Source organism: Rhodococcus sp. NPDC057297, assembly GCF_042667435.1.
Classification (GTDB): Bacteria; Actinomycetota; Actinomycetes; order Mycobacteriales; family Mycobacteriaceae; genus Rhodococcoides.
In genome coordinates, this window is the sequence record NZ_JBHUZE010000006.1 from 130,305 (window position 1) to 155,930 (window position 25,626).

At 64.3% G+C, this 25,626-nt stretch carries 26 protein-coding genes; 12 read left to right on the forward strand and 14 right to left on the reverse strand.

The window, feature by feature from the left end; all coding sequences use genetic code 11:
- Position 1: 1 nt before the first annotated feature.
- The gene (locus tag ACFULT_RS18495) at positions 2-1,549 is read left to right on the forward strand and encodes a carboxylesterase/lipase family protein (protein WP_378482099.1); all 1,548 of its coding nucleotides are present in this window, start codon (positions 2-4) and stop codon (positions 1,547-1,549) included.
- Between the two features lie 40 nt (positions 1,550-1,589).
- Here ACFULT_RS18495 and ACFULT_RS18500 read toward each other — a convergent pair whose 3' ends face one another.
- From ACFULT_RS18500 to ACFULT_RS18520, 5 genes are read right to left on the reverse strand one after another with little or no spacing between them, the layout of a single operon-like run.
- Positions 1,590-2,603: a polysaccharide pyruvyl transferase family protein gene (locus tag ACFULT_RS18500; RefSeq protein WP_378482100.1), complete on the reverse strand. Its 1,014-nt coding sequence runs from the start codon at positions 2,601-2,603 to the stop codon at positions 1,590-1,592.
- On the reverse strand, positions 2,600-3,502 hold the full coding sequence (locus ACFULT_RS18505; protein ID WP_378482101.1) for a glycosyltransferase family 2 protein: 903 nt from the start codon (positions 3,500-3,502) through the stop codon (positions 2,600-2,602). Before ACFULT_RS18505 ends, ACFULT_RS18500 begins: the two co-directional genes overlap by 4 nt.
- A gap of 55 nt (positions 3,503-3,557) precedes the next feature.
- Entirely contained in the window at positions 3,558-4,076 is a 519-nt protein-coding gene (locus ACFULT_RS18510) for an acyltransferase (RefSeq protein ID WP_378482102.1), read from the reverse strand.
- A gap of 5 nt (positions 4,077-4,081) precedes the next feature.
- Positions 4,082-5,014 carry a glycosyltransferase family 2 protein gene (locus tag ACFULT_RS18515; RefSeq protein WP_378482103.1) on the reverse strand — a complete coding sequence of 311 codons (933 nt, stop codon included), beginning with the start codon at positions 5,012-5,014 and terminating at the stop codon, positions 4,082-4,084.
- A gap of 40 nt (positions 5,015-5,054) precedes the next feature.
- Positions 5,055-6,218, reverse strand: coding sequence for a winged helix DNA-binding domain-containing protein (locus ACFULT_RS18520; RefSeq protein ID WP_378482104.1), 1,164 nt, complete (start codon positions 6,216-6,218; stop codon positions 5,055-5,057).
- Positions 6,219-6,253: 35 nt separating this feature from the next.
- Between ACFULT_RS18520 and ACFULT_RS18525 the strand changes: the two genes are divergently transcribed.
- A complete protein-coding gene (locus tag ACFULT_RS18525) occupies positions 6,254-6,679 on the forward strand; it encodes a helix-turn-helix transcriptional regulator (protein ID WP_378482105.1) in 426 nt (141 codons plus the stop codon).
- A gap of 31 nt (positions 6,680-6,710) precedes the next feature.
- On the opposite strand, the gene ACFULT_RS18530 is transcribed toward ACFULT_RS18525, so the two are convergent.
- Entirely contained in the window at positions 6,711-7,670 is a 960-nt protein-coding gene (locus ACFULT_RS18530) for an SDR family NAD(P)-dependent oxidoreductase (protein WP_378482106.1), read from the reverse strand.
- Positions 7,671-7,705: 35 nt separating this feature from the next.
- Between ACFULT_RS18530 and ACFULT_RS18535 the strand changes: the two genes are divergently transcribed.
- The 4 genes from ACFULT_RS18535 to ACFULT_RS18550 all read left to right on the forward strand — a co-directional run bounded on the left by ACFULT_RS18535 (position 7,706) and on the right by ACFULT_RS18550 (position 11,557).
- Positions 7,706-9,607: an alpha-amylase family protein gene (locus tag ACFULT_RS18535; RefSeq protein WP_378482107.1), complete on the forward strand. Its 1,902-nt coding sequence runs from the start codon at positions 7,706-7,708 to the stop codon at positions 9,605-9,607.
- Between the two features lie 84 nt (positions 9,608-9,691).
- Positions 9,692-10,678: an alpha/beta hydrolase family protein gene (locus ACFULT_RS18540; protein WP_037105857.1), complete on the forward strand. Its 987-nt coding sequence runs from the start codon at positions 9,692-9,694 to the stop codon at positions 10,676-10,678.
- A gap of 26 nt (positions 10,679-10,704) precedes the next feature.
- A complete protein-coding gene (locus ACFULT_RS18545) occupies positions 10,705-11,070 on the forward strand; it encodes a VOC family protein (protein ID WP_378482108.1) in 366 nt (121 codons plus the stop codon).
- A 13-nt stretch (positions 11,071-11,083) separates the two neighbouring features.
- Positions 11,084-11,557 carry an SRPBCC family protein gene (locus ACFULT_RS18550; protein WP_037105863.1) on the forward strand — a complete coding sequence of 158 codons (474 nt, stop codon included), beginning with the start codon at positions 11,084-11,086 and terminating at the stop codon, positions 11,555-11,557.
- Here ACFULT_RS18550 and ACFULT_RS18555 read toward each other — a convergent pair.
- The 4 genes from ACFULT_RS18555 to ACFULT_RS18570 form a co-directional block, all read right to left on the reverse strand.
- Positions 11,539-12,417 carry a PE-PPE domain-containing protein gene (locus tag ACFULT_RS18555; RefSeq protein ID WP_378482109.1) on the reverse strand — a complete coding sequence of 293 codons (879 nt, stop codon included), beginning with the start codon at positions 12,415-12,417 and terminating at the stop codon, positions 11,539-11,541. The genes ACFULT_RS18550 and ACFULT_RS18555 overlap by 19 nt on opposite strands.
- 58 nt (positions 12,418-12,475) lie before the next feature.
- Positions 12,476-13,774, reverse strand: coding sequence for a WS/DGAT domain-containing protein (locus ACFULT_RS18560; RefSeq protein WP_378482110.1), 1,299 nt, complete (start codon positions 13,772-13,774; stop codon positions 12,476-12,478).
- 52 nt (positions 13,775-13,826) lie between these two features.
- Complete coding sequence (locus ACFULT_RS18565) at positions 13,827-14,606, reverse strand: hypothetical protein (protein ID WP_378482111.1); 780 nt, start codon at positions 14,604-14,606, stop codon at positions 13,827-13,829.
- Between the two features lie 130 nt (positions 14,607-14,736).
- Complete coding sequence (locus ACFULT_RS18570) at positions 14,737-15,315, reverse strand: TerD family protein (RefSeq protein ID WP_019665434.1); 579 nt, start codon at positions 15,313-15,315, stop codon at positions 14,737-14,739.
- Positions 15,316-15,450: 135 nt separating this feature from the next.
- Here ACFULT_RS18570 and ACFULT_RS18575 point away from each other — a divergent pair, with 135 nt between their 5' ends.
- On the forward strand, positions 15,451-16,218 hold the full coding sequence (locus tag ACFULT_RS18575) for a DUF1906 domain-containing protein (protein WP_378482112.1): 768 nt from the start codon (positions 15,451-15,453) through the stop codon (positions 16,216-16,218).
- 62 nt (positions 16,219-16,280) lie between these two features.
- Here the strand turns inward: ACFULT_RS18575 and ACFULT_RS18580 are convergent, their stop codons facing one another.
- The gene (locus ACFULT_RS18580; protein ID WP_378482113.1) at positions 16,281-17,510 is read right to left on the reverse strand and encodes an MFS transporter; all 1,230 of its coding nucleotides are present in this window, start codon (positions 17,508-17,510) and stop codon (positions 16,281-16,283) included.
- A gap of 51 nt (positions 17,511-17,561) precedes the next feature.
- Complete coding sequence (locus ACFULT_RS18585) at positions 17,562-18,404, reverse strand: hypothetical protein (protein WP_378482114.1); 843 nt, start codon at positions 18,402-18,404, stop codon at positions 17,562-17,564.
- Positions 18,405-18,689: 285 nt separating this feature from the next.
- Between ACFULT_RS18585 and ACFULT_RS18590 the strand changes: the two genes are divergently transcribed.
- Complete coding sequence (locus ACFULT_RS18590; protein ID WP_378482115.1) at positions 18,690-19,934, forward strand: mannosyltransferase; 1,245 nt, start codon at positions 18,690-18,692, stop codon at positions 19,932-19,934.
- Here ACFULT_RS18590 and ACFULT_RS18595 read toward each other — a convergent pair.
- The gene (locus ACFULT_RS18595) at positions 19,876-20,166 is read right to left on the reverse strand and encodes a 4a-hydroxytetrahydrobiopterin dehydratase (RefSeq protein WP_378482116.1); all 291 of its coding nucleotides are present in this window, start codon (positions 20,164-20,166) and stop codon (positions 19,876-19,878) included. The genes ACFULT_RS18590 and ACFULT_RS18595 overlap by 59 nt on opposite strands.
- Between ACFULT_RS18595 and ACFULT_RS18600 the strand changes: the two genes are divergently transcribed.
- A complete protein-coding gene (locus ACFULT_RS18600) occupies positions 20,165-20,584 on the forward strand; it encodes a (deoxy)nucleoside triphosphate pyrophosphohydrolase (RefSeq protein ID WP_052059143.1) in 420 nt (139 codons plus the stop codon). The genes ACFULT_RS18595 and ACFULT_RS18600 overlap by 2 nt on opposite strands.
- Here ACFULT_RS18600 and ACFULT_RS18605 read toward each other — a convergent pair.
- Positions 20,562-20,738, reverse strand: coding sequence for a hypothetical protein (locus ACFULT_RS18605; protein WP_019665427.1), 177 nt, complete (start codon positions 20,736-20,738; stop codon positions 20,562-20,564). The genes ACFULT_RS18600 and ACFULT_RS18605 overlap by 23 nt on opposite strands.
- Positions 20,739-20,925: 187 nt before the next feature.
- On the opposite strand from ACFULT_RS18605, the gene typA reads away from it, so the two are divergent.
- The 3 genes from typA (at position 20,926) to mshB (ending at position 25,607) form a co-directional block, all read left to right on the forward strand.
- Entirely contained in the window at positions 20,926-22,863 is a 1,938-nt protein-coding gene (gene typA / locus ACFULT_RS18610) for a translational GTPase TypA (RefSeq protein WP_020112613.1), read from the forward strand.
- 135 nt (positions 22,864-22,998) lie between these two features.
- Positions 22,999-24,726 carry an ABC transporter family substrate-binding protein gene (locus ACFULT_RS18615; protein WP_378482176.1) on the forward strand — a complete coding sequence of 576 codons (1,728 nt, stop codon included), beginning with the start codon at positions 22,999-23,001 and terminating at the stop codon, positions 24,724-24,726.
- Positions 24,702-25,607, forward strand: a complete 906-nt coding sequence (mshB, locus tag ACFULT_RS18620) for an N-acetyl-1-D-myo-inositol-2-amino-2-deoxy-alpha-D-glucopyranoside deacetylase (protein ID WP_037106347.1) — start codon at positions 24,702-24,704, stop codon at positions 25,605-25,607. Before ACFULT_RS18615 ends, mshB begins: the two co-directional genes overlap by 25 nt.
- Positions 25,608-25,626: the final 19 nt, after the last annotated feature.

Sequence of the window (25,626 nt, forward strand, 5' to 3'; positions counted from 1 at the left end):
GATGAAGAAGTTCTTGGCGGCACTGGTGTGTGTGCTGCTCGTAGGCGGATGCACTACTACAACGGACGACCGGCCAGAACTACAGGACCCGTTGTTCGTGGACACCGCGACGGGCCTGCTGCGCGGTAGCGAGGTCGGTGGCACGCGACAGTATCTCGGAGTTCGATATGCGCAGCCACCTATAGGTGATCTTCGGTGGGCATTGCCGGTGGCAGCGCCGGACACCGATGACGTCGTCGACGCCACGTCGTTCGGTGCGCGGTGTCCGCAGGGGGCCGGCCCGGATGTGCAGACCGACGAGGACTGCCTGTTTCTGAACGTGACGGTTCCTTCGGGCGCGGGTGACGGCCGGCTCCCTGTCGTCGTGTGGTGGCACGGGGGCGGTTTCACCAGCGGCGCGGGCTCGGACTACGACGCCACGCGTTTCGCCGAACAGGGCAACGTGATCGTAGTGACGGTCAACTATCGGCTCGGAATGCTCGGCTATCTCGGTCTTCCCGGCCTGGAGGGCTCCGGCAACTTCGGGCTCGCCGATCAGCTCCTTGCGCTGAAGTGGGCGAACGACAACGCCGAGGCGTTCGGTGGCGATCCCGACAACGTAACCGTGATGGGGGAGTCGGCCGGAGGAATGTCTGCCTGTGCAGCGCTGGGATCACCTGCTGCGGAGGGGCTCGTCGACAAAGCGATCATTCAATCGGGGTCGTGCCTGATCGATTGGCCCGCCGGAACTCTCTACCCGGGGCTGCCCGAGTTGACGCCGTACGCTCCGCTCGCAGAAAGCGAAGCAACGGGCAGTGCAATCGCAGATACTCTTAGCTGCACCGACGATCAGCTGCGTTGCCTGCGGGAGTTGCCCGTCGAGAAGGTGGTCGAGCAGTCGTCGTCGTTCGGCAACGGTCTTGCCTACGGTACGGACCTGCTACCGACAGATCCTGCAGACGCAGTTCGAAACGGACGCACGCTGCCGATCCCAGTGATCATGGGTGGTAACGCGGACGAGCACCGATCGTTCGTCGGGGGTGCGTTGCTGGCAGATCCGACGTCCGTCACCGACGAGACCTACGGGTCGCTCGTCCAGCAGGCATTCGGCACGCGTGCGGGCGAGGTGGAACAGCGTTACCCGAGAAGCGGATTCGACAGTGCGGCACTGGCATGGTCCACCCTGGTCACCGATGCGGCCTGGTCGTGCCCGATGCTGAACACGTCCGCGTTGCTTTCTACGAACGCCGACGTGTGGTCCTACGAGTTCGCCGACGAGACAGCCCCGGATGTGAGCGGTGTATCGGCCACAGGATTGGCGCAGGGCGCTGCACATGCGACCGATCTCCCGTATACGTTCGACCTGAACGGCAGCGACCTTCTCACCGGTCCGGGCCAGAAGGAACTGGCCTCGAAGATGATCGATGCGTGGTCCGAATTCGCGCGATCCGGCAACCCGGGCGACGCCTGGCCGAAGACAACGGACGCCAGCGGTCCGGTGCTGGAATTCGGCAACCCGGACGCCGCGGTGGGCAACTACCACGACGCTCACCAGTGCTCGTTCTGGTGACTCCTCCGCTGTGTCCAGTGATGAGCTGGCGAACCAGCGCTCAGGATGCCTGACTCGCGTTGTCGACAGCCTGGGCCACCATGTCTGCAGCGTCGGCCGTTGTCGCAGCGTAGCGGACGTTGTCGAACCGGTGTAGGTACGCCGTGTAGATTCCGGACACTTTCTTGTTTGCGTTGTCCATGGCTATGACTTGTTTGCCCATCATCGCGGCCAGCACCGCGGCGTGCAACCTGTCTGTCAGTACAACACTGCCCTGACTCAAGATTCTTTGGGCGACTCGGATATTCAACGCGGCGATCCGCGGATAAGATCGAGACAGGGCGGGGTACATCGCGGCGGTAGCCTTCGGGTAGCTGTGCGTGATCCGGGTCGGGACCGTGAGGGCATGCCACACAGCGACATTTCGGCCGCGCAGACCCCAGTCGTATTGGACGGACGAGTGCTGGATTTCGACGGCTCCGTGGTCGGCCTTCTCGGAATCGACCCGAAGTAGTTTCACGACGTCCACCGACGCCGCGGAGGTATCGGGCGCGATGTGCGCTCCGAACGCCAAGTCTGGGCAGAAATCGACGCGGTTGTGTGGGAAGTGGTCGAGCGCGATCTCGTATGAACGTTGCTCTCGCAGAAGCAAGGTCAGGTCTGGATGCTGCGCGTAAACAGCCGCCGTTTTTTCGAGCTCGTCGGGGTCGGCATAGTCGATGCCTTGGGGGAGGCCGACGATCTTGTTGTGGGGGTGCGCAGCGACAATTCGTTCGCGAAATCGCTGCACCGTAGACCAGCGGTCGCCGAAGTTACCTCCACCGTGAAGCAGAATGGTGCTGCTGCCCAACCGGTCCCGCAGCATCTCATCGGAGTGAGTGAACAGATCGGATACGTATCGGAGTTTCACACCGAGTTCATCGAGATAGTTCGTCTGGCCGACCCAGATCAGGGAGTCTCCGGCGTTGTGGTGCAACGGGAAGTCCAGCAGCGCGACGCGTTCGCCGGGGGCGACGTGACGTTTCAGAACGGTGCGAGTCTCGTTCCGAATCGAGTCGAGTGCAGAACTTGTCATCGGCTGGTCGCCCTCATTCCGTGTCCGAGTAGACGTAAGCGCATCGTCAATGCGCCGTATTGCAACCCGATGCTGTGCACCCACTGACCGCGGGACAGCGGTCGCAGAATCGATGGCACCCAGGGGTTCCGGACCAGTGTCAAGTACACGATGGTGGCGAGGTGGGCAGGAATTTGCGGCAGCGGCTTCGCGTCCGGGCAACCGAGGGGGCTGTGTTTACGCGTAAGCAGGCAGACGGTACTTCCGTAATTGGTGCCCTGGCGAAAAGTCTCCCGAAGAGTGCTTCGCAGGCGGTAGGCGACGACGGCATCGGGTGCGTGACCCAGCGCCATGCCGGCCTGTTGAATTCTCCACGAGTAGTCCACGTCATCGCCGCCCCCGATGAAATTCTCGTCGAAGTACCCGACCTTGTCCACTACTCGACGCCACATCGCGAAGTTGCTGCCCGGTGCGTACGGAAGATAGGGCGTAGCAAAGAGTTGCCCGGCCGGTGGAACGTCGCGCCACGTGGCCACTTCAGGTGAGTTGAGCGTAGACACCTCGATCGCGCCGCCGATCGCGTCGTAATTCGAGGCCGCATGGGTGAGCGCTGTCAGCCAATTCGGGTGAACAGCATCATCGGCATCGACAATGGCCAGAAATTGCCCACGGGCGGCGTTGATCCCGACGTTTCGTGCGTGCGAGACCCCTCGCGTACCGGAGGAATCAACCCATCTCAGAGGGTACGGGACGGCCACCTTGTCGAGGTGTCCGCGAAGCCCGTCGGTCGAACCGTTGTCGCTGACTATTACTTCGAAGGTGCCGTCGTAGTCCAGCGCAGCGAGTGCAGTGAGCTGAACGTCGAGATGGGGAAGCCCATTGCGGACAGGGATGATCACGGATACAAGACCGATTGGCACGTTATGACCATACCGATCGCGGGCCCCGAGGTGAATCCGAGCGCGATGCTCGGCATCACTCGCCCTCGACATCGAGCTCGCGGACTCGGCGGGCGGGTGAACCGACGTACAGGCCGTTCGGCTCACAGTCGCGCGTTACCAACGAGCCTGCGCCGATCACGCATCCACGTCCGATAGTGACGCCGGGCGCAACGACGACGTGCGCTCCCAGCCAACTGCCTGCACCGATCGTCACGGGCGCAGACATGAGTGTCCCTGCTCGGCGCGAAACAGGGCCGATGCGGTGAGTGCTGGTGACGACGGTGACGTTCATAGCGAGAAATGCACCGTCGTGGATATCGACGGCGTCGGTCGAATCGATGTAGACCCGGCGATTCAGAAACACCCGATCGCCGATGGTGACGTTTCCCGGTCCGATGTGGCAGCCGGCGTAGATCAACGATTTCCCGACTTTTCTTCCCAGCCCCCGGTACACAGCCCACCGGTATCGCGATGGGATCAATGCTGATGCCGCGAATCGATTGACGACAACGTCGTAGAGTGTGTCTCGAATGTCAGTTGCAACTGTTGCCATGGTGTTCAGTCTGCTACCGGTCGCTGTGGCCGCTCAGGTAGGACCCTGCGCCGCATGGACGTGCCGACCATGTGGAGTCGACCTTGCATGGACCCGATTTGCATTCCGAGGATATGTGCCCAACGTCCCCGAGATGGCGGCCGCAAAAGTTTGGGCAACAACGGATTTCGGGCTGTCGCGAGGTAGAGAATCGACGCGAGATTGGCCGCCACGGACAGCAGGGCCGGCTGGCTGGGGCATCCTTGCGGCCTGTGTTTGATCAGCACCGGCCACGCCGCTCGGCCGTACAAGATGCCCTGTTCGAACGAGGCTCGGACAGTGCGCCTCAGTCGATAGGACATCATGGCGTCGGGAGCGTGTCCCAACGTCATTCCCATCTCTTGAATTCGCCAAGAGTAGTCGACATCTTCCCCTCCCATTGTCAGGGATTCGTCGAAGTATCCGACTGTCTCGGCGACCCGCCGCCACAGTGCAAAGTTGCAGCTCTGGGCATAGGGGAGGTACACGGTTTCGAATCGCTGATCGGGTTGGGGAATGCGTCTCCACGACGCGACTTCGCGGGTATTCAGGGAGTCGAGCTCTATCGGCCCGCCGAGCGCGTCGAAGTTCTCGGCTGCAGTTGTCAACGCGGATAACCAATTGCTGTGTGCAGCGTCGTCGGAATCGGTGAAAACAAGCAATTCACCGAGAGCGGAGTCGATGCCTACGTTTCGGGCGTGCGACGCGCCTCGGACGTCCGAACTGTCTACGCATCGAACGTTGAGGTCAAGGGTGAGATCCCGAAGGTAGTCCCGCAAATTATCGGTCGAACCGTTGTCGCTCACGATCACCTCGAACGCGCCCTTGTAATCCTGAGCCGCCAGAGCCCTGAGCTGCACGTCCAGGTGTGGCACACCGTTGCGGACGGGCACGATTACGGAAACGAGACTGATCGGCATGGTTTAAAACTGTACTGGGTGCGCGGTCGCACCGCGTCACTTACCTACCGCGCAGTCGCTTTTCCAGGGGCGTCGGGAAGGACGGTACGACGGCGGTGCCGTTCAGTAGTGCGGTGATCCGCTCGGCTTCGGCGGTGACCTCGGCGGTGTTGGATCCGATGTCCTCGAACAGTTCGGTCGCTACTTCGCCTGTCGGCGTGACTGCCCATCCGCCGACGATTCGGCCGTCGAGCCAGATGGTCGGACCGATGTTGCCGAAGGTGTCGAACAGCGGTGCCTTGTAGTCACCGAGGTACCAGTCGCGGTGCTTCCAGCCCATCGGCGTCGGGTCGAGGGCGGGGAGCAGCACGACACCGCGCGCGGAGCCGGACAGGTCCGTGTCCGGCAGCATGATGCCTTCGCCTGCAGTCAGTTCGACGGCGACCGTGTCGATCGCTGCCACGGCCGCTCGCGTCTGGGTCTTGTTCCATCCGGTCCACCATTGGATGTCGTCGATGGTCGCCGGGCCGAACACTTCGAGCCACCTGCGCACGAGTTCTCGACGGCTTTCGGTCTCGTCGACGACGGGAATGCCGCCCGGCCACCAGTGATCGATCGGCGCCCATGCGTGCCGCCGTGATGTCCAGGCGCCGCGAGGTTCGACCCGAACCATCTTTCCTTCGGCTGCCATCATCACCAGGACTTCGGAGGTGACGTATCGCTTGACGTCGTAGGCCTTGTCTGTCGTGGGCAGAAACGCGGTCTTGAGCAGTGGAACCGCCGCGGACAACTCGGCTCCCGTTGCCGTGCCGACGGCCTTCAGGCGTGCCTCGGTCTCATGTTCGACCTGCGTGATCCATGCCGCGGGGTTCTCGACCACCGGATCGGTCGGTCCCTTCTGGACCTGCGTGAGCAGCCGTGTGCGCATTGTTCGTGCGACGCCGAGACTCGCCGCGGCATGGACGAGCGGTAGGTCGTCGTGTGCGAGGACGAACAGGGTTCGGCGCATTGCCATCGAGCGGACCAACGTCCGACGCTCGTACATCGCGTCGCGGACGTCGTCGATGCCCAGCGACCGGGCCCGCGCGAGAACGGACAGGTAGACCGTCGCTGGATCGGTAGCGTGCAGTGCCAAGACCGATTCGACAACGCCTTCCGGCGTCGACGCAGACGCGAGCTGTCGTGACACCAGTCGGGCGCGGCGCTGTTCATCGGTGACCTTCACTCGAACAGTGTGCCTCGCGGGGCCGACATGGCACTATGCCCTGCGTGGACGAATCGCAGAACCTGAAGGACCTGGCGCGCCTGAGGCGCGTGCGTGACCGGATGGATCGCGAATACGCTCAGCCACTGGACGTCGAAGCGCTGGCGCGTGGTGTGCACGTGTCGGCCGGCTACCTGAGTCGGCAGTTCAAACTCGCCTACGGCGAATCCCCTTACTCGTACTTGATGACTCGCCGGATCGAACGTGCGATGGCGCTGCTGCGTCGAGGCGATCTGTCCGTCACCGACGTGTGCTTCGAAGTGGGGTGCTCTTCACTCGGCACGTTCAGCACCCGCTTCACAGAGTTGGTGGGAATGTCGCCGAGCATCTACAAGCGACGTGCGGCCGGAGACGCGGCAGGCATACCGTCGTGTGTTGCGAAACAGGTGACGCGGCCGATCAGAAACGGCGTACGCCGATGAAGTGTCGAGACGCTCACCTGTGCAGGTCCGTCTACAACTCGATTCCGGTTGCCTCGACCACCGTCGACCACAGGGCGTCTCTGGCTTCGGGGGAGTCCTTGCGCCACGACGGGTAGTGGGTCGGCCGGATGGCTCGGTCGTGCCAGAACTTTCCGGTGCTGGTCAGTGCTTCGTCGCCGGCGGCGAGCCAGACGATGGTGTCCGCGCCTTCGTCGGGTGTGCGGAGGATGGGTTTCATGACCGTGCCGAACATCGGAATCGAGTCCGTCACTCCCGGCGTCGCGGCCCAGCCGGGGTGCATGCTGTGCACGACCGGGTCGTGTTCTTCGGTCATGCGCTGAGCGAGTTGCTCGGCGACGACCACCTGCATGCGCTTGGTACGGGCGTACGCCGTCATGCCGGAGTACTTTCCGGAGGCGAACTCGAAGTCTCGCGTATGCAACGGCACCGGATACATGCCGCCGCTGGAGACGAACACGACCCGGGATCCGGCGTCGAACAGTTCCCTGGCGCCGACGGTCAGGGCGACGGGGCCGAGGACGTGCGTCGCGAAGGCGGCCTCGTGGTTCTGTGCTGTCAGCGTTCGCTCTTCGGGCATGACTCCCGCACAGTGGACGATGGCATGCAGCCCGGTCAGCTCCGACGTCAGGTCCGTCACCAGCCGTGCGACCGAATCGAGGTCGCTGACGTCGCATTCTCGGACGACGATCGACGCTTCCGATGCAGCTGTCTTGATGATCCCAGCGGACTTCTCGAGTCTGTCGGCCGATCGTCCGACAAGGTGTACCCGGGCGCCGAGTTTCGCGAGGGACGTCGCGGTCGCGGCTCCAAGCCCGGAGCTTCCGCCGGTGACGACAACGTCGATCGGTTCGGGAAACGGTGCCGGGTCCGACGCCCAGAACCTACTGCGCACCGTCGACCCGATGCGGGAGTAACCGGCTACGACGGTTCGATCGAGGACGGTGTCGAGGATGCGCGTCACGGAGACCATGCGTCCTTCGTACCCCACCGTGCCATCATGCAAGCATGGTTCTCTCCGAGGAGGCACGCGATCTGCTCGCGGATCTACCCACGCACAGGCGTCAGACGTTCGAGCTGCGACTGCAGCAGTGGGGGCCCGATCTGCTCGACGCGGTCACCGCGCTGTACGCCTCCCCGGACGAGGTGGCGTCGGCTCTCGTCACCGTCGCAGCCCGGGGGTTCGCCGCGCGGTCCGACGAGCTGCACCGGCTCGACGAACGCAGATTGCTGCAACCGGACTGGTTCCAGCGGCCGAACATGTTCGGCTACGCCTGCTACGTCGATCGCTATGCGACGACGCTGAAAGGTATGGGGGACAGGCTCGATCACCTGACAGATCTGGGAGTCACCTACCTGCACATGATGCCGTTGCTGAAGCCGCGTCCCGGCGACAACGACGGCGGGTACGCCGTCATGGACTTCTCCTCGGTACGTGAGGATCTCGGCACCAACGAGGATCTGGCGGAATTGGCCACCACGCTGCGCAGTCGCGGGATCAGCTCCGTCGTCGACCTGGTTCTCAATCACGTTGCTCGCGAACATGACTGGGCAGTTGCCGCGCGAGCGGGTGACGCGAAGTATCGTGACTACTTCCTGATCTATCCCGATCGCGACACTCCAGACAGATTCGAGCGCACCCTGCCCGAGGTGTTCCCGGACTTCGCGCCCGGTAGTTTCACCGAGGTCGACGGCGAATGGGTGTGGACGACGTTCAACGAGTGGCAGTGGGACCTGAACTGGGCGAACCCCGCTGTGTTGCTCGAATTCGCCGAGATCGTGGTGCATCTGGCGAACCTGGGAATCGAGGTGCTGCGCCTCGACGCCATCGCGTTCCTCTGGAAAAGGCTCGGGACCAACTGCCAGAACCAGCCGGAGGTGCACGCCGCCACGCAGGCGTTGCGGGCGACCTGCCGGTTGACCGCCCCAGCGACGTTGTTCAAGGCCGAGGCCATCGTCGGGCCCCGAGACCTCATGCCCTATCTGGGTGAGGGTCGCCATGCGGGACGCGTGTCGGACATCGCGTATCACAACAGTCTGATGGTGCACGTGTGGTCCATGTTGGCGTCCGGCTCCACCGATCTGGCCCGGCACGCACTCGCTGGGTTGCCACCGACACCGCCCGGCGGTACCTGGGTGACCTACGTCCGCTGTCACGACGACATCGGCTGGGCCATCGACGATTCCGATGCCTCGGCCCGGGGTGTCACCGGCGTCGGGCATCGGCAGTTCCTTGCGGACTGGTACTCCGGCGAGTTCGACGGATCGTGGGCGGAAGGGCTTGTCTTTCAACACAACAAGGAGACCGGTGATCGGCGGATCAGTGGCACGGCCGCGGCTCTCACCGGACTCGGCCCGTCGAGGAAAGATGTCGCGGGCGGATTCGCCCGGATCTTTCTCGCGCACGCCGTCGTGGCGGCGTGGGGAGGAATTCCCGTCGTGTGGAGCGGCGACGAAATCGGATCACCGGGCGACTCCGATTGGGCGTCGGAGGACGGACACTCCGCCGACAATCGGTGGGTTCACCGGCCGCGGATGACCGACTCCGACCGAGCCCGCCGCTTCGAGCAGGGATCCGACGCCCAACGAGTCTTCGACGGAATCGCTCTCATCGCACGCGTCCGTGCCGGACTGCCGATGCTTCACTCCGAGGCCCCCACCCGGGTGCTCACCGACGCGGACATCGACGACGGGCTCCTCGTCGTGCAGCGTCGACACCCGAGTGGAACCTTTGTCGGGGTCTTCAACGTCACGGGTGAGCATCGGCCACTTGCCCGAGCCCGGTTGACGGACCTGGGGTCGGGCGATCCCCGTGAAGTGCTGTCCGGCCACGATCTGGCAGAGCACGGACTCGACGACCCCGACGGAATGCTGTGGGTCCCGCCGTACGCCGCGTGGTGGATCGTCTGAGAATCGGCGAAGAAGCGAAGGCGTTATATCCCTGTTACCCTGCCTCCCGAAGGTCGTCGGATATCGGACGTTAGGGACTCGTTGATGTTTTCTCGTGCTCGCAGCTCGGTCGGGTCGCTCCGCGGGCTACGCTCCCGCCTGCTGTTGGGTCTCGTCACCGTGCTGGTCGCGGCGTTCGGTGCCACCTTCGTGGGGACGGGTGTTGCGCAGGCCGATTCCGCGCTGGTCTACGTCCACTCGGACGCGATGAACAAGGACATCCCCGTCAAGGTCCTGAAAGCTGCAGGTGAGGGCCCCGCTCCGACGATCTATCTGCTCGACGGTCTGCGTGCGCCGGACGACAACAACGGCTGGCTCATCGAGACCGACGTGGAGCAGTTCTTCGCCGACAAGCACGTCAACGTGGTCATCCCGTTCGGCGGCGGCGGAACGTTCTACACCGACTGGGAGCGCCCCGACCCCAAGCTGGGCGTCGTGAAGTGGGAGACCTTCCTGACGCAGGAGCTACCGCCGGTCATGTCCGCGCAGTTCGGCAGCGACGGCGTCAACAACGCAGTCGCCGGTCTGTCCATGAGCGGCACCTCCGCGCTGAACCTGGCCGCGAACCACCCCGACTTCTACAAGGCCGTTGCATCGTTCAGTGGCTACCCGACGGCCAGCAGCCCCGGCTACGCGCAGGGTATCCAGGTGTCGGTCGGCGAAATGGGTGGCAATGCGCGCAACATGTGGGGCGCATGGCCGTCGGCGTCGTGGCTCGCCAACGATCCGCTGCTCAACGTCGGCAAGCTCCGCAACACCAAGGTGTTCGTCTCGGCCGGTACCGGTTCGCCGCTGACCGATCCGACCGTCAACCCGGTCAGCGCCAGCTTCGACCCCGTCAAGTTCGCACAGATGGTTCCCCTCGAGACTGCGTCGGGTCTGTCCAGTCGCGCCTACGTCGGAGCACTCCGCGCAACCGGCAACAATCCGGAGGTGCGCATCACCGGAGTCGGAACGCACTGGTGGAACTTCTGGGAAGAGCACCTGAAGGACGCATGGTTCACCACCTTCGCACCGACTCTGGGACAGTAGGCGTTCTCTCGTATTAGCGTGCACGCATGACTGCACCCAAGATCGAGGTCGACTACACCGTCCTGGACTGCCCGGACCCGACTGCTCTCGCCGGGTTCTACGCACAGGTTCTCGGATGGAAGCCCACGAGCGACGACGGCGACTGGGTGGTGATTCAGGGACCGGGGGAACTTCGCCTCGCGTTTCAACGAGCCCCCGAGTTCGCTCCCATCGACTGGCCGTCCGACGGCATCAAGATCCACCTGGATTTCGTCGTAGACGACATGCAGGAAGCCGAGCACTACGTTCTCGGAATCGGCGCGACGAAGATCGAAGGCAACGAGAACCACCCCGGCTTCGCCGTGTTCCGGGACCCCGTCGGTCACCTGTTCTGCCTGTGCCGCAGAGGATGACTACTATTCGCGCATGAGCTCTTTCCTGGTAGAACGCTCGACGGTGATCAACGCGTCGCCGGACAAGATCCACCCGTTGATCAACGACCTCCGTGAGTGGCGTACCTGGTCACCGTGGGAAGGCGCCGACCCCGATTTGTCACGGACCTACACAGGTCCGAGCACCGGTGTCGGCGCCTCCTACGCCTGGTCCGGCAACCGCAAGGCCGGGGCCGGATCGATGACGATCACGGATTCGAAGCCGGGTCAGATCGTCGTCCTCGACCTGGTGTTCACCAAACCGTTCAAGGCGAAGAACGTCACGACGTTCACCATCGATCCCGGCGCGAACGGGTCCGAGATCACCTGGTCCATGACGGGGGAGAACAACCTCTTCTTCACCCTGCTCGGAAAGCTCTTCCCGATGGACAAGGTCGTGGGGAAGGATTTCGAGAAGGGATTGGCTCAGCTCAAAGCACGAGCGGAAGGTCAGGCCGCCAGTTCGTGACGGCGGGGTGACCGCTGATCAGCGTGCACCTGCAGCCACTGTGCGAGTACCTGGCAGCCGGTGAGGCCGCTTCCGTCGACCTCTCCGGCGTCGAGCGGTTCTACCGCGTACGCGATGTGGCGTCCGCCCGACGGATTGGCCACCGACCAACGACGCCACGCCAGGGTTTTCGGAAGGTACCCCGCGAGCTCCCGCAGTGCGACGCGTACGCGTCGGGCATCCCTCCTCCATTGCCGCGGCGAGAAGCTGGTCTTCGACGCATTCTGAAAACCGTTGCTGCGGATCAGGTGCCATACCTGTCGGAGCCACGACCGGGTCGTGCGGAACGACATCCACCTCGTGAGATCGGCGATGTCGCGAATGTAGCTGTCCTCGCTGGCGTTGCAGATCATGTCGTGTGGGTGCCCGATCCAGACCGTCTCGACCTCGGCCGGTACGTTCGGCCCGACGCCCGCGACTCCGCGACCGGAACACCCGTCGACGGCACCCGCGGGTTGCTGAGGATCGGAAATCAGTCCCGCGGCCGTCACCGCCGGCAGGTCGATCGCACCGGAGGCCATCTGTCCCAGAACTTCGCGGATGACCGAGCAGCCCTGCGAGTAGCCGATCAGTGCGACCGGTCCTCGGGTTGCTTCGACAGCAGCGATGAGTCGACGGACTCCCAGTGCGGTGCTGTGCCGATAGCTCAGCCCACCGACTGCGACGGGACCGTACGACGCCGGGTAGCCGACCCATCGGCAGACGAACCGGTCGTCCAGTGCGCCGGTGACGTGGCCGAGCAGTCCCGTGACGAAAGTACGGTGGTCGTCCGGTCGGGACTCTCCGGTTCCACCTACTGCGAGAACGGTCAGCTGGGTCATGTCCTCGACTATGACGCGGCATTCTGTGAAATCTCTGGGAAGACGACCGCTACCGGGCTCACCTCCGGTGAAGTGCGGTCGAGACCTCGTCGATCGCGCGGTCCAGGAACGAGCAGTAGACGTCGGGATCCGGCATCGCCGACGCCGCCGATGTCACGCTGACGGTCACGGTGTCGCCGATGCCATGGACTCCGTGCGTGAGCCCCATGACCGGGGACAGTGCAGGGAAGCCGGCGGTGAAACGAACCGGACCGCCTCCGAGTTCGAGGTCCGCGGCACCACGCGCGACGCTCGACAGGACCGTGTTTCCGGTGACCATGTCCGGAACGGCGGTGGCGTCGAACTGGCGGACACCCCAGTGCAGCAGTACAGCGGGAACGGCTTCGGATGCGAGCGACTGAGCCTCGGCTGCGGGATGGGCTGCGCGGCGACGACGAGCCTGCAGTGACTCGGAGATGGCGTGCGCTCGGGTGACGAGATCGGTGATGTCGGGGCGGAGGTCCACTCCTGCGTTGCCGAAGTGGTTGCGCGCCCGGCGTTCACCCTGCTTGCCCAGTGTCACCTCGGCGCCGAGCTCGGCGGGTACCGGATCTCCGTGGTGTGAGAGGTAGCGTTCGAGAGCGAGTGAGATCGCGGTTGCGGCACCGACTGTGACGCTGATGCCCGGGCCGGTGAAGTCTCTGTGATCACGAACGAGACACCGCAAAAATGTGCGTCCGGTCGGTGCGACGTTGACTGTGATCTTGGGTCGGCCCGGCGCAGGAGCGGGGACTGTTCCGGCGGCGGTGTCAGCTGTCAGCTGTCGTTCGAGATCGCGTGCACTGGTGGCTCTTCGAAGGAATGTGCGCGGGCCGATTCGGGGCCGGTCGGGGATGGGGGCAGGCGCGGACCGGTCGTCTCCGAGGAGTCGTCGGGCCAGGCTCGACGCGACACGGCCGTCGCCCAGTGCGTGCGAGATCTGTAGTACCGCAACGAGTGCAGGGCCGTCGCACCGCGGAGCGCCGGTGACGCCACCGAAAAGGTGCAGACGCCAGACGGATCGGTGGGGGTCGAGCTGATCGGTGAATGCCTCGGCGACGGTGTCGAGGCAGTCCCTCCACGTGCGGCCAGTCTCCCGGATGTGTACGAGGGCCGTTGTGTCGGGTGCCCGACGAAGACTCGGATAGCGAAGCGAGAGTGGGAAATCGACGATCCGCACACCGAGGTCGCTGATCTGTTCCGCGCGGCGCAGCAGTTCTTCGCGGACGGACTCCGCAGGCGAGTCGGAGTCGAAGCAGTACAACAAAAATTGATCGTTCGGAATCTTTGCGGACATCCAGTACGTCTGGGCGTCGGTGGGATGCAGACGAACGGTCACCTGCCGAGACCAGCTGCGGCAGGTGACCGGTGCGCGGACGACGCGAGAGACGTCAGGCGACGTTCACCAGACCCACCGTCGGGAAGAAGAAGCAGCTCTTGTCGCTACCGTCGACTGCCTTGTGGTTCACGGTGCCGAAGACCGCGGCGAGGACGGTGCCGGCGCCGGTCTCGACCGGTACGGCCCGCGCGCCTGCTGCCGGCAGCACGGCGAGCGCGTCGGTCAGCGGTCCGCGAACCAAGTCCTTGATCATCGGGGAGACGTCGAGGTTGTCCAGAATCGACTGCACCAACGTCGATGTCGCGCCGCCGAAGTCGGCGAATCCGCCCTTCGAGGTGTTGACGTTGAACCACGCCACCTGCATGCCGCTCTTGTCGCCGGAATCGTCGACGATGCCGGCCGGAACGAATGCGAACAGCGTCTCTCCGGCCTCGGCCGCATTGAGAGCCGGCAGCGGGACGGGCGAGGGGATGGTCAGGTTGGGCCACGGTCCTGCGGCACCGCCTGCCACACCGGGCACGATGCCGAGAGGTGCTCCGGGCGCGGCGGCGCAGTTGATCGCGGCCGTCGGGTAGAAGAACGGCGTGATGCCGACGTTCGTCAGAATGCCGTTCACCGTGTCGAGTGCAGCGAGTGGATTGGCGCCGGTCGGTTCGGCTACCTCCGTGCGAGTCGCCGCGATGGCGTCGGCAGCAGCCTGGGAGACAGCATCGAGAGCTGCCGGTGCAGGCGACGCGGGGCCGGGATCGGCCGCCGCGGTCGCGGGAACCGCGAGTAGAGCCGCGCACGACAATGCGACGGTTCCCGCTAAACGGCTGAGGCGACGAGACATATGTGACTCCTGGGACTCATGAGGTCAAAGTTACGAATGGGGTGATGGGACCACAATTCTTATGAAGTTCTCAAGCCCAGGAGTTCACGGTTATGCAATTGCAACGTCGGCCTACGCCGAGTTCGGTGCGTCAGCTTGCGTTGATTCCGTAGTCACGCACAATGCCGGCGAGGCCGGAGGCGTAACCCTGGCCGATAGCTCGGAACTTCCATTCCTGGCCGCGGCGGTAGAGCTCGCCGAACACCATCGCGGTCTCGGTGGAGGCGTCTTCGGTCAGGTCGAATCGCGCGAGTTCACGACCGTCGGCCCGATCCACGACACGAATGAATGCATTGATGACCTGGCCGAAACTCTGCCCCAACGCGTCGGCGTCGTGGATGGAGACCGGAAAGACGATGGAATCGATCTGCGGGGACAGCGCGACGAGGTCGATGTCGATCGACTCGTCGTCGCCCTCGCCTTCGCCAGTGCGGTTGTCGCCGGTGTGCTCGATGGCGCCGTCGGGGGAACGGAGGTTGTTGTAGAAGACGAAGAACTGATCTCCCGCGGACTTCTTGTCCGCGCCGAGTCCGATGGCGCTGGCGTCGAGGTCGAAATCCCCGCCCGTCGTGCTGCGCACATCCCAGCCCAATCCGATGGTCACGGCAGTCAGGTTCGGGGCTTCCTTCGACAGCGATACGTTTCCGCCCTTGGCCAGGGTGACGCCCATTCACTTACTCCTTCATTCGTAGATGAATTGCCTGCTCTCCACAGTAGGTGGTGAAGAGAGGGGAGGGTGTGACTAGCGATGCTGGAGTGATTGTGGTGAAATACCGAAACCGAAAAAGTTATCAGGGCGGCCGGCGTGCGCGTCGGCGACACGCCGAGCGAAACTATCGATCTGGGGACTTACGTGCACGTATCGCGTCGAGACTTGTTCAAGTACGCCGCTGTGGGATCGGCGGCCGCCGTCGGTCTGGCCGCAGTGTCCACTCAGGCAGCACGCGCCGACGGGCTGGGGACGTTGATCGATTACTCGGGAGGGGTTCCGTCGCCGGAATCGATTCGCGCTGCCGGGCACCTGGGCGCGATCAGATACGTCTCGGACCGTCGGCCGGGAGCCGAATGGATGCTCGGCAAGCCCATGAAGCGCGACGAGGCCGACGCGCTCACCGAGGCCGGCCTCGAAGTGGTGTCCAACTACCAGTTCGGCAAGGGTGACACCTCGGACTGGAAGGGCGGATTCGCGGCAGGCGTCAAGCATGCGAAGCGCGGCCTCGAACTGCACCGAGCAGCGGGTGGACCCGAGAATCGCCCGATCTACGTTTCCATCGACGACAACCCCACCGCGGTGCAGTTCGCGACCCTGATCGCGCCCTACATCCTGGGCTGGGAATCGATCGTCGGCCCGGAGAACACCGGAATCTACGCCAATTCACCCACGATCGAACTGGCGTCCATCGCCGGTCTCGGTCAGTGGTACTGGCAGCACAACTGGGGCACTCCGAAAGGTTTTCGCCACCCGGCTGCGCATTTGCATCAGGTTCAGATCGACAAAGCGAAAATCGACGGAATCGGCATCGACCTGAATGTAATTCTGAAGCCCGATTACGGCCAGTGGTCGTTGGCCTGAGCCGGAAAGAATTTCGCAATGAATCTCATCGATGTCATTTATGCGATCGCGGCGTATTTCTATCAGCTTTTCTCGGATTCGCTCGGCTCCTGATTCACTGCCGTACTTCCGAACAGCAGAATCAACGACACGACGGCCAAAGCCGCAACGACCGCCGAGAACACAACACCCGCAGTGACGAGGCCCCACGCTGTCGCCGCAGCACCTGCGCCGATGACGGGGACAGAAATCGCGACGTAGAGGACGACGAACAGTGTCGACGTCACCTCTGCGCGCCGATCCGCTGGTAGCTTCTCGGTCACCGACGCCAATCCCTTGCTGAACGTGACGCCCTGGCCGATACCGCACACCACAGCGGCGACCAGCAGGATCGGTAGAGACGCCGTGGCCAGAGCGAGGCATAGAGCGCTGACGCCGACGATGAGCGTGATGCACCCGCCACGCAGCGCGACAGTCGTGCCGAGCCCACGAAGCGCGATCTGTGCGACAGCAGACGACGCGAACGTCACGAAGGCGACAGCGCCGACCACCGCGTGGTTCTGCACTCCCAGCACCTGTGTGACGAATCCGGGAGAGACGCCTGTGAACAGCCCGAGAACGGCGAAACCGGCGAACCCGCCGATCGACGCTCGCACGAACGTGGCACGCACCGGAGCCGGCACGGACAACCTCTGCATGTGAGGCCGCGCGCCGGGCAACACCGTCACCGGTTCCGGAATGAGAAACACGGCGACGCCGGCAAGGACCAGCAGCACAAGGTTCACGACGAAGGTCAGGTGCGTCGGCTCGGGGAGATACTCGACCAGCAGACCAGCCACGAGCGGTCCGAGCCCCAGCCCGCCGATGTTCGCCGCAGTGGCTATGGCGGGAGCTCTGGACTTCCACTGCGAAGTGCTCGTTGCTGCAGGCCCCGGTCGTGGACCGGGAGCCAGCTCCATCAAGGTGACCGTTGCCGTGCCGACGAAGATGCCCGCGGACAGGCCCGACAGAACACGACCGACGAGGAGCGCAGCAACGGACCCGGCGAAGATGAACACCAGAGCGCTGGCGATGCCGAGCGCCACGCCTGCGAGCAGGAGCGGTCGCCTACCGAGCGAATCGGACCACCGCCCGAACGCGAGGAGAGCGGCCAGCACGCCGAGCGCATACGCTGCGAAGATCACGGTCACGACGAACACCGAGAACCCGAACTCGGCCTGGTAGAGCGAGTACACGGGAGTGGGCATGGTCGTGCCCATCATCGCGATGGTGAATGCGTAGGTGACCGCTACGAATGCGACAGGTTTGCTCACCAGCAAACCCTAATGGGCAATGCCGGCCAGGGGGCGGTCAGGCTCGGTCGATCAGGGAACGAACACAGTCCCGATGGTCGGCAGGAATCCGCACGTGCGTGCCGGGGCGGCGGGATCTTCCTTGGACTGCGTCGTGATCGAACCCGAGACGACGGCGAGCACGCGGCCCGGACCGGTGTCGGCGATAGCCGAGACGGTGGCCGGTCCGTCCGGGTTGATGTTCGACGCGCCGGTGAGTTCCGTGGTGCCCGTGCGACGGTTGTCGAGGTTGAGCCACGTGACCGTCAGCGGAGCTTCCTGGACCTGCGCGACGGGCGCGGTGCCGAGTGCGGTGAACACGAAACCTGCTTGGCCGGCGGGCGGGCCGGGAGGGGGAAGCGTGGCCGGGCCGGGTACTGCCAGCGCCGTGCCGACCGAGTCTGCGCTGTCGGAGATGCATCCCTTGCCGATGGTGGGGTACAGGAACTGCGCGATGACCGGCCCGTCCGCGGGGGGAAGCTCGGGGCCACCGCCGCCGGAACCGTCCAGGAACGTGATGACCCGCTCGAGGGTGGACTTGACCTGATCCGGCAAGGCCGAGTTCTCGAGAAGTGCGCGCGCCTGGGCGAGAAGATCCGCCTGAGGAGCAGCGGCGACATCCGTCGGACCGGCTGCAGCGCCGAGAATAGCCGGAGCGAACGAGGCGAGGGCTTCGATCTGTGCGTAATCGGGAAGCGGCTGATCCGGAGTGGGAAGGAAGAAGGGAGGCAACGGTGTTTCGGGAGTCGGGGACTCGGGAGCGGCCGGGGCCTGCAGTGCAGGCTCGGCCGATGCGGTGGCCGGCACTGCCAGCGCGGCAGCGATTGTCACAGCTACTGCGGTGACGGTCCTGCGCGTTACCCCGTTACGAAGCACTTGATTTCCCCATCCTCATCGAAAGCGGGCCGTGGAACTGTTGCTGGCTCGAGGGGTCACTCTATGTATACGGCCCATCGTTGTACAGCCGATGCCGATGCCAGACTGCCACCGTAGATTAGCCTGTTGCAGAAGTGAATAGTGTTACTGGTGATGAAACTGTTATATGTGACAATCCAATACGACGTCGAAGAATTTCTGTGAACGGCTGTTTCGGAACCAGATCCGACGCCCTATAGGCTCAGGCGTCAATCGCGGTCGAATCGAACGGGAGCAGTTACTTCAGTGAACCCCCCGCCCCGTCTGTCGATTCTTCGCCTCGCACCCCTGCTGCTCCTCTTGTCCGTGATCGCACGTCTCGTCTGGGCGTTCGCGACCGAGAACGGGATGAACCTCGTCGACCTGCACGTCTACGTCGACGGATCTGCAGCGCTGCTACGGGACGATCTCTACGACTTCACCTATTCCGAAGAGACGCCGGACTTTCCGCTGCCGTTCACGTATCCGCCGTTCGCGGCTCTCGTATTCTTCCCGCTGCACTACCTGCCCTTCACCTTCGTCGGCGTGTGCTGGCAGCTCGCGACGATGGCCGCAATGTTCCTGCTGGTCAAGCTCGCCCTCGAGATGATCCTCGGCGACGACGCGGCAACGGTGCGGCCCGCCATGGCGTGGACCGCGCTGGCTCTGTGGACCGAACCGGTACGCACCACACTCGACTACGGGCAGGTGAACGTATTCCTCGCCCTGGGGGCGGTGCTCGCGGTACGCAGCTCCCGATGGTGGGTCGCCGGCGGCATCGTCGGTTTCGTCGCCGGTATCAAGTTGACGCCCGCGATCACCGGACTGTTCTTCCTCGCCACCCGACGATGGAAAGCTGCTGCCTTCTCGGCCGTCGCATTCGGGGCGACTGTCGCCGTCAGTTACGCGGTCCTCGGACACCAGGCGGGTACGTACTTCACGACACTGCTGGGCGACGCCGACCGCATCGGTCCCGTCGGATCGGTGTGGAACCAGTCGCTCCGAGGGGCGATGAGCCGCATCGCGGGATACGACGTCGAATCGTCCGTCGCCTGGATCGCCGGCGTCCTGGTGATCGCAGCACTCGCGGTCGCTGCGTGGCGGGCACTACGCCCCGGTGACCTTCTCGGCACCCTGATCATCGTCCAACTGCTCGGGCTCGCCGTCTCGCCCATCTCCTGGTCCCACCACTGGGTCTGGGTCATGCCGATGCTGGTGTGGTTGCTGCACGGCCCCGACCGGCGACGAATCGGTACCCGCGTCGTCGCCGGATTCTGGCTGCTCACCACGCTCGTCGGCGTGCCGTGGATACTCAGCTTCTTTCAGGAATCGATCTGGCTGGTCTCCCGGCCCGGCGTGCTCGCCTGGTTCGGTGCCGTCGACATCGTCGGAATCGTGCTCGTCTACGGCTGGGTCATCTACCTCGGTAGGGATCGTCTGCGTGCGCAGATGCTCAGTCTTCGGGCAACAACGCGTCGATCCGATGCGCCAGATCAACATCCTTCTGCGTGAGCCCGCCCGCCGAATGCGTCGACAGGGTGAAGGTCAGCTTTCGCCATCGAATGTCGATGTCCGGATGATGGTCGGCGGCTTCCGCAGCAGCCGCCACACGAGAGACGAACTCGATCGCGGTAGGGAACGTCGGAAGTTCGACGATGCGGACGATCGACGAGTCCACTCGTCGCCACTGTGGAAGGGCGCGAAGCGCGTCGTCGACATCGGAATCGGAGAGTAGGTCGGCCATGACAGACGATGGTGGCACGAACGAGCGTCTCGTGGTGGCAGGAGCAATCGTCGCCGACGGATTGTTGCTGCTCGCGCAGCGCGCGCGACCCGTCGAACTCGCCGGACTGTGGGAGCTTCCCGGCGGAAAAGTCGAACCGGGCGAAACCCCCGAGGCTGCGTTGGCACGGGAACTGCGGGAGGAACTGGGCGTCGAGACCGCCGTCGGGCATGCGTTGACCGGTGATGTCGCGTTGGCCGAAGGCCGTGTGCTCCGTGCCTACCGCGTCGAGCTGATCTCCGGTAACCCGGTACCGCTCGATCACTCCGCGCTTCGCTGGGTGGATGCGTCCGCGCTGTCCACGATGGACCTCGTCGACGCCGATCGCGCCTGGGTCTCCGAATTGAGTGCCTTTCTCAGGCAGCCCGGGCCTTCTTGAGACCCTTCTTCAAGTCTTTGCCGGTGGCGCCCGCGTCCTCGAGTTTCTTCATACGCATGATGACGACGGGGCACTTCAAGCACCGTGTTTTCTTGCGGCAACACTTCTTCTTGGGCTTCAGACCCGAGATGTCCTTGGCCTTGACCTTGCCCATTTTCTTGGCTCCGCTTTGCTCGACTTCGAGGTGAATTCCTACCCAACAGTACTGCGTGGTGCAGGTCACCCTGTGCGAGCGGGTAAACTCGATCGGTCGCGAGAACCTCGCGGTGCAGCGCGCTTCTCTAGCGACATAAGCCCGCTAGCGAACAAGAGCCCGCATTCGACCCAGGAGAATTTTTCGCGTGAGCGCCCCAAGCAGTGCAGACAACATCGACAGCACCACAACCTTCCGCAACGTAGCCATCGTTGCACACGTCGACCACGGCAAGACCACGCTGGTCGACGCCATGCTGCGGCAGTCGGGAGCGTTCGAGGAACGCGCCGAACTCGTGGACCGAGTCATGGACTCCGGTGACCTCGAGAAGGAAAAAGGCATCACCATCCTGGCGAAGAACACCGCCGTTCACCGCCACAACCCTGACGGCACCATCACCGTCATCAACGTCATCGACACCCCCGGCCACGCCGACTTCGGTGGAGAGGTCGAGCGCGGCCTCTCGATGGTCGACGGCGTCGTCCTGCTCGTCGACGCGTCCGAAGGCCCGCTGCCGCAGACGCGCTTCGTGTTGCGTAAGGCGCTCGCCGCGTCGCTGCCCGTCATCCTGGTCGTGAACAAGACCGACCGTCCCGACGCGCGCATCGAAGAGGTGGTCTCCGAGAGCCACGACCTGCTGCTGGACCTGGCGTCGGACCTCGACGACGAAGCGTCCGAGGCAGCCGAGCTCGCCCTCGACCTCCCCGTTCTGTACGCCTCCGGCCGTGAGGGCAAGGCATCGAAGGTGCAGCCCGAGAACGGCAGCGCACCGGACGCGGAGAACCTCGACGAACTGTTCGACGTCCTCCTCAACTACGTTCCCGCACCCAAGGGCAACGTCGACGCGCCGCTCCAGGCTCACGTCACCAACCTCGACGCGTCGGCCTTCCTCGGCCGCCTCGCGCTCGTCCGCATCCACAACGGCACGCTCAGCAAGGGCCAGACCGTCAGCTGGATGCGTGAAGTCGACGGCGAGCCCGTCGTCCAGAAGACCAAGGTCACCGAGCTGCTCAACACCATCGGTGTCGAGCGCGTTCCCGGCGAGAAGGGTGTCGCGGGCGACATCGTCGCCGTGGCCGGTTTCCCGGACATCATGATCGGTGACACCCTGGCCGACCTGGAAAACCCGGTCGCCCTACCCCGCATCACCGTCGACCAGCCGGCCATCTCGGTCACCATCGGCACCAACACGAGCCCGCTCGTCGGACGCGTCAGCGGCCACAAGCTGACCGCTCGTATGGTCAAGAGCCGTCTGGACTCCGAGCTCGTCGGCAACGTCTCGCTCAAGGTCCTCGACATCGGTCGTCCCGACGCCTGGGAGGTCCAGGGTCGTGGTGAGCTCGCACTCGCCATCCTCGTCGAGCAGATGCGTCGCGAGGGCTTCGAGCTCACCGTCGGAAAGCCACAGGTGGTCACCCGCCAGGTCGACGGCAAGATCCACGAGCCCTTCGAGGAGCTCACCATCGACACCCCCGAGGAATTCCTCGGCAGCGTCACCCAGCTCCTCGCGGCACGCAAGGGCAAGATGGTGCAGATGACGAACCACGGCGCAGGCTGGGTTCGCATGGAGTTCATCGTCCCGTCGCGAGGCCTGATCGGTTTCCGCACCGACTTCCTCACCGACACCCGCGGCACCGGTATCGCCAACGCCGTCTTCCACGGCTACGCACCGTGGGCAGGCGAGATCCGTGCACGCCACACCGGCTCGCTCGTCTCGGACCGCAGCGGAAGCGTCACCCCGTTCGCCATGATTCAGCTGGCCGACCGCGGAACGTTCTTCGTCGAGCCCGGCGCGGACACCTACGAGGGCATGGTCGTGGGTATCAACCCGCGTCAGGAAGACCTCGACATCAACGTCACCCGCGAGAAGAAGCTGACCAACATGCGTCAGTCCTCCGCCGACGTCATGGAGACCCTCGCCAAGCCCAAGAAGCTGGACCTGGAAATGGCCATGGAGTTCTGTGCAGGCGACGAGTGCGTCGAGGTGACACCCGAGGTCGTTCGCGTCCGCAAGGTGCACCTCGATTCCAACGAGCGCGCTCGCGAGCGTTCGCGTAGCAAGTCCCGCGACAAGGCTGCTCTGTAATCAGCCTGTTTCGGTACATTCTGGGCTCGAGGTAGCCGTTCGAGCGTGGTGACTCTGCAGAGGGTCACCACGCTGGAACGATGGTGGTGCCTGTGGGATGGACAGGTGCTGGGCAACGACGAAGGAGCGGCCATAGTGCGGCGGACGAAGAGTGGCATTGCAGTCGCAGCCATTGCACTGGTGTTGGCAGCCTGCACGGCCAATCCGCCGCCTCCTGTCGAGAGCGAACCCACCCCCGAGACCACGACGACCACTCCGGCGCCGACCGAGACCGGTGACCGAGTGGTCGTGGCCATCGACGATGTGGGGATCGGTTTCAATCCCCATCTGCTCTCGGATCAGTCGCCGGCCAATTCTGCGGTCAGTTCGCTCGTCCTACCGAGCCCCTTCCGTCCGATCGCCGATCCGAACGACCCGGCGAGCACCGTCTGGGCCCTGGATTCTACCGTCCTCGTGTCGGCCGAGGTTACGTCGCAGAATCCGTTCACGGTCAGATACCAGCTGCGCAACGACGCACAGTGGTCCGACAGTGCGCCGATCGCCGCCGAGGACTTCAGATACCTATGGCAGCAGATGATCTCGCAGCCAGGCGTCGTCGATCCCGCTGGATACGCGCTCATCGAGGACGTGGCCTCGTCCGGTGGAGGCAAGACCGTCGACGTCACCCTGTCTCAGCCGTACCCGAACTGGCAGCGACTGTTCACCGACCTGCTGCCGAGCCACCTGCTCAAGGACTCACCCGGCGGCTTCGAGACCGGCCTCAGCGACAACGTTCCCGTCTCCGGCAGTCAGTTCAACATCAAGTCCATCGACCGCGGGCGCGACGAAATTCTGCTCGAGCGTAACGACCGCTACTGGGGTGAGCCCGCCCTGCCGTTCCAGATCCTGCTTCGCCGTGGTGGAACTCCGGCGCAACTCGCGGACTCGCTGCGCTCGGGTGATGCACAGGCAGCGCAAGTCCGGGCAGGCACGGCCACCGAAGCGCAGCTGTCGGCAATTCCAGGTATACGCACCGGGATTCGGTTCCAACCCCGCGTTCTGGATCTGACGCTGAACGGGCGCACGCCGGTTCTGACGGACCCGATCGTGCGGAGGGGAGTGCTGGGACTGCTCGACTCCTCGCTGTTGTCCACCGTCGCAGCAGGATCCGGATCTGCCGATCATCCCGCCCGAGCGCATCTGACCTCTCCGTCGGACACGCGCTACGAAACTACCGCTCCGGCTCCGATCACTCGCGAGGCTGCACTGACGCTGCTGGAACAGGCCGGATACGTCCCCTTGGCCGACGGGTCTCTCGGAAAAGCCGGTGTACCTCTCGATTTCGTGATCGGTGCCGTGGAGAACGACACCGTGTCGATCGCCGTCGCGAACACCGCAGCGGACCAGCTGTCCGGCGCAGGAATCAAAGCAACGGTCACTGCGCTGCCCGCGGAGGAGTTGTACAGCACCGCTCTGACCGACAGCGAGGTCGACGCGATCGTCGGGTGGTCCGCGGCCGGGGTGGACCCCGCAACCGTCATGGCGTCTCGATTCGGTTGCCCGGCAACGCAGACCGACGCGCCCGCGCCAGTGGAGGCCGAGGGCGACGACGCGCCTCTGCCGTCTCCGAGCAATCTGTCCGGCTTGTGCGTACCCGAGCTCGAGGGCTCGGTGGACCGCGCGCTTCGAGGGGAACTGCCGGTCGACCGCCTCGTCGCCGAAGCCGAGCCGAAGCTCTGGGAGTTGGCCGCGGTGCTCCCGATCATGCAGGATTCTTCCGTCGTCGCAGCGGGCACCGGTGTGGAAGGTGCGTCGTTGGCCGGTCCCATCGAAACGGGGATTTTCGGCGACGCATCGAAATGGGTGAGGACACCGACCAAGTGAAACTGCTACTCGTTCACGCACATCCGGACGACGAGACCATCACCACCGGAGGCACCATCGCGCGTTACGCGCGAGCAGGCGTGGAAGTCACGGTCCTGACGTGCTCGCTCGGCGAGGAGGGCGAGGTCATCGGAGACACGTGGGCACACCTCGTGGTCGACGAAGCGAACCAGCTCGGTGGATACCGCATCCTCGAATTGGACAGGGCGCTGGCAGTTCTCGGTGCACAGCCTCCGAGATTCCTCGGCGGAGCAGGGAAGTACCGCGACTCGGGAATGGCCGGTACGGCGGCGGCGTCCAATCCGCGGGCGTTCGTCAACGCGAATCGAGACGAGGCGCTCGAAGCGATGCTGTCGGTGGTGCGCAGTGTGCAGCCGGACGTGATCGTCGGCTACGACCCGGAGGGCGGCTACGGTCACCCGGATCACCAGCAAGTGCATTCTCTGGTGACGGAAGCGTTCGACCTGGCAGGAACGGATCACTATCCGGGCGCGGGAGCGCCGTGTACGCCGAGGAAGTTCTACTGGACCGTCACCGGCGAGAAGCAGCTGCACGACGGTATCGACGCGATCGGCGAGGTGCCCGACGGTTGGAGGATGCCGGAGGACGGTGAACTCCCGTCGGTTCCGGAGAGCGTCGTGACGACGTCGATCGATGTACGTGAGGTCTTCGACCTCAAACGTGATGCCCTGCGTGCCCACGCCACTCAGGTGACCGTGGCGCCGTCGGGTGTCGAGTACGCGCTGTCCAACAACATCGTGCAACCCATCCTCGCCGACGAGCAGTACGTGCTGGTCCGCGGCGAACCGGCGGACCTCGATTCGTCGGGTAGGGAAACGGATCTGTTCGCCGGCGTACTAGGATATGGCGTGAATCACTAATTTGATTGCATCTGGGGTG

Coding starts and splice junctions, on each gene's coding strand:
- ACFULT_RS18515 (WP_378482103.1), bottom strand. CDS start 5,014: ATGCCGATCAGTCTCGTTTCCGTAATCGTGCCCGTCCGCAACGGTGTG.
- ACFULT_RS18530 (WP_378482106.1), bottom strand. CDS start 7,670: ATGGTCTCCGTGACGCGCATCCTCGACACCGTCCTCGATCGAACCGTC.
- ACFULT_RS18570 (WP_019665434.1), bottom strand. CDS start 15,315: ATGGGCGTCACCCTGGCCAAGGGCGGAAACGTATCGCTGTCGAAGGAA.
- ACFULT_RS18540 (WP_037105857.1), top strand. CDS start 9,692: ATGTTTTCTCGTGCTCGCAGCTCGGTCGGGTCGCTCCGCGGGCTACGC.
- ACFULT_RS18500 (WP_378482100.1), bottom strand. CDS start 2,603: ATGACAAGTTCTGCACTCGACTCGATTCGGAACGAGACTCGCACCGTT.
- ACFULT_RS18495 (WP_378482099.1), top strand. CDS start 2: ATGAAGAAGTTCTTGGCGGCACTGGTGTGTGTGCTGCTCGTAGGCGGA.
- ACFULT_RS18550 (WP_037105863.1), top strand. CDS start 11,084: ATGAGCTCTTTCCTGGTAGAACGCTCGACGGTGATCAACGCGTCGCCG.
- ACFULT_RS18565 (WP_378482111.1), bottom strand. CDS start 14,606: ATGTCTCGTCGCCTCAGCCGTTTAGCGGGAACCGTCGCATTGTCGTGC.
- ACFULT_RS18525 (WP_378482105.1), top strand. CDS start 6,254: ATGCCCTGCGTGGACGAATCGCAGAACCTGAAGGACCTGGCGCGCCTG.
- ACFULT_RS18595 (WP_378482116.1), bottom strand. CDS start 20,166: ATGGCCGACCTACTCTCCGATTCCGATGTCGACGACGCGCTTCGCGCC.
- mshB (WP_037106347.1), top strand. CDS start 24,702: ATGGGTGAGGACACCGACCAAGTGAAACTGCTACTCGTTCACGCACAT.
- ACFULT_RS18555 (WP_378482109.1), bottom strand. CDS start 12,417: ATGACCCAGCTGACCGTTCTCGCAGTAGGTGGAACCGGAGAGTCCCGA.
- ACFULT_RS18600 (WP_052059143.1), top strand. CDS start 20,165: ATGACAGACGATGGTGGCACGAACGAGCGTCTCGTGGTGGCAGGAGCA.
- ACFULT_RS18545 (WP_378482108.1), top strand. CDS start 10,705: ATGACTGCACCCAAGATCGAGGTCGACTACACCGTCCTGGACTGCCCG.
- ACFULT_RS18605 (WP_019665427.1), bottom strand. CDS start 20,738: ATGGGCAAGGTCAAGGCCAAGGACATCTCGGGTCTGAAGCCCAAGAAG.
- ACFULT_RS18510 (WP_378482102.1), bottom strand. CDS start 4,076: ATGGCAACAGTTGCAACTGACATTCGAGACACACTCTACGACGTTGTC.
- ACFULT_RS18535 (WP_378482107.1), top strand. CDS start 7,706: ATGGTTCTCTCCGAGGAGGCACGCGATCTGCTCGCGGATCTACCCACG.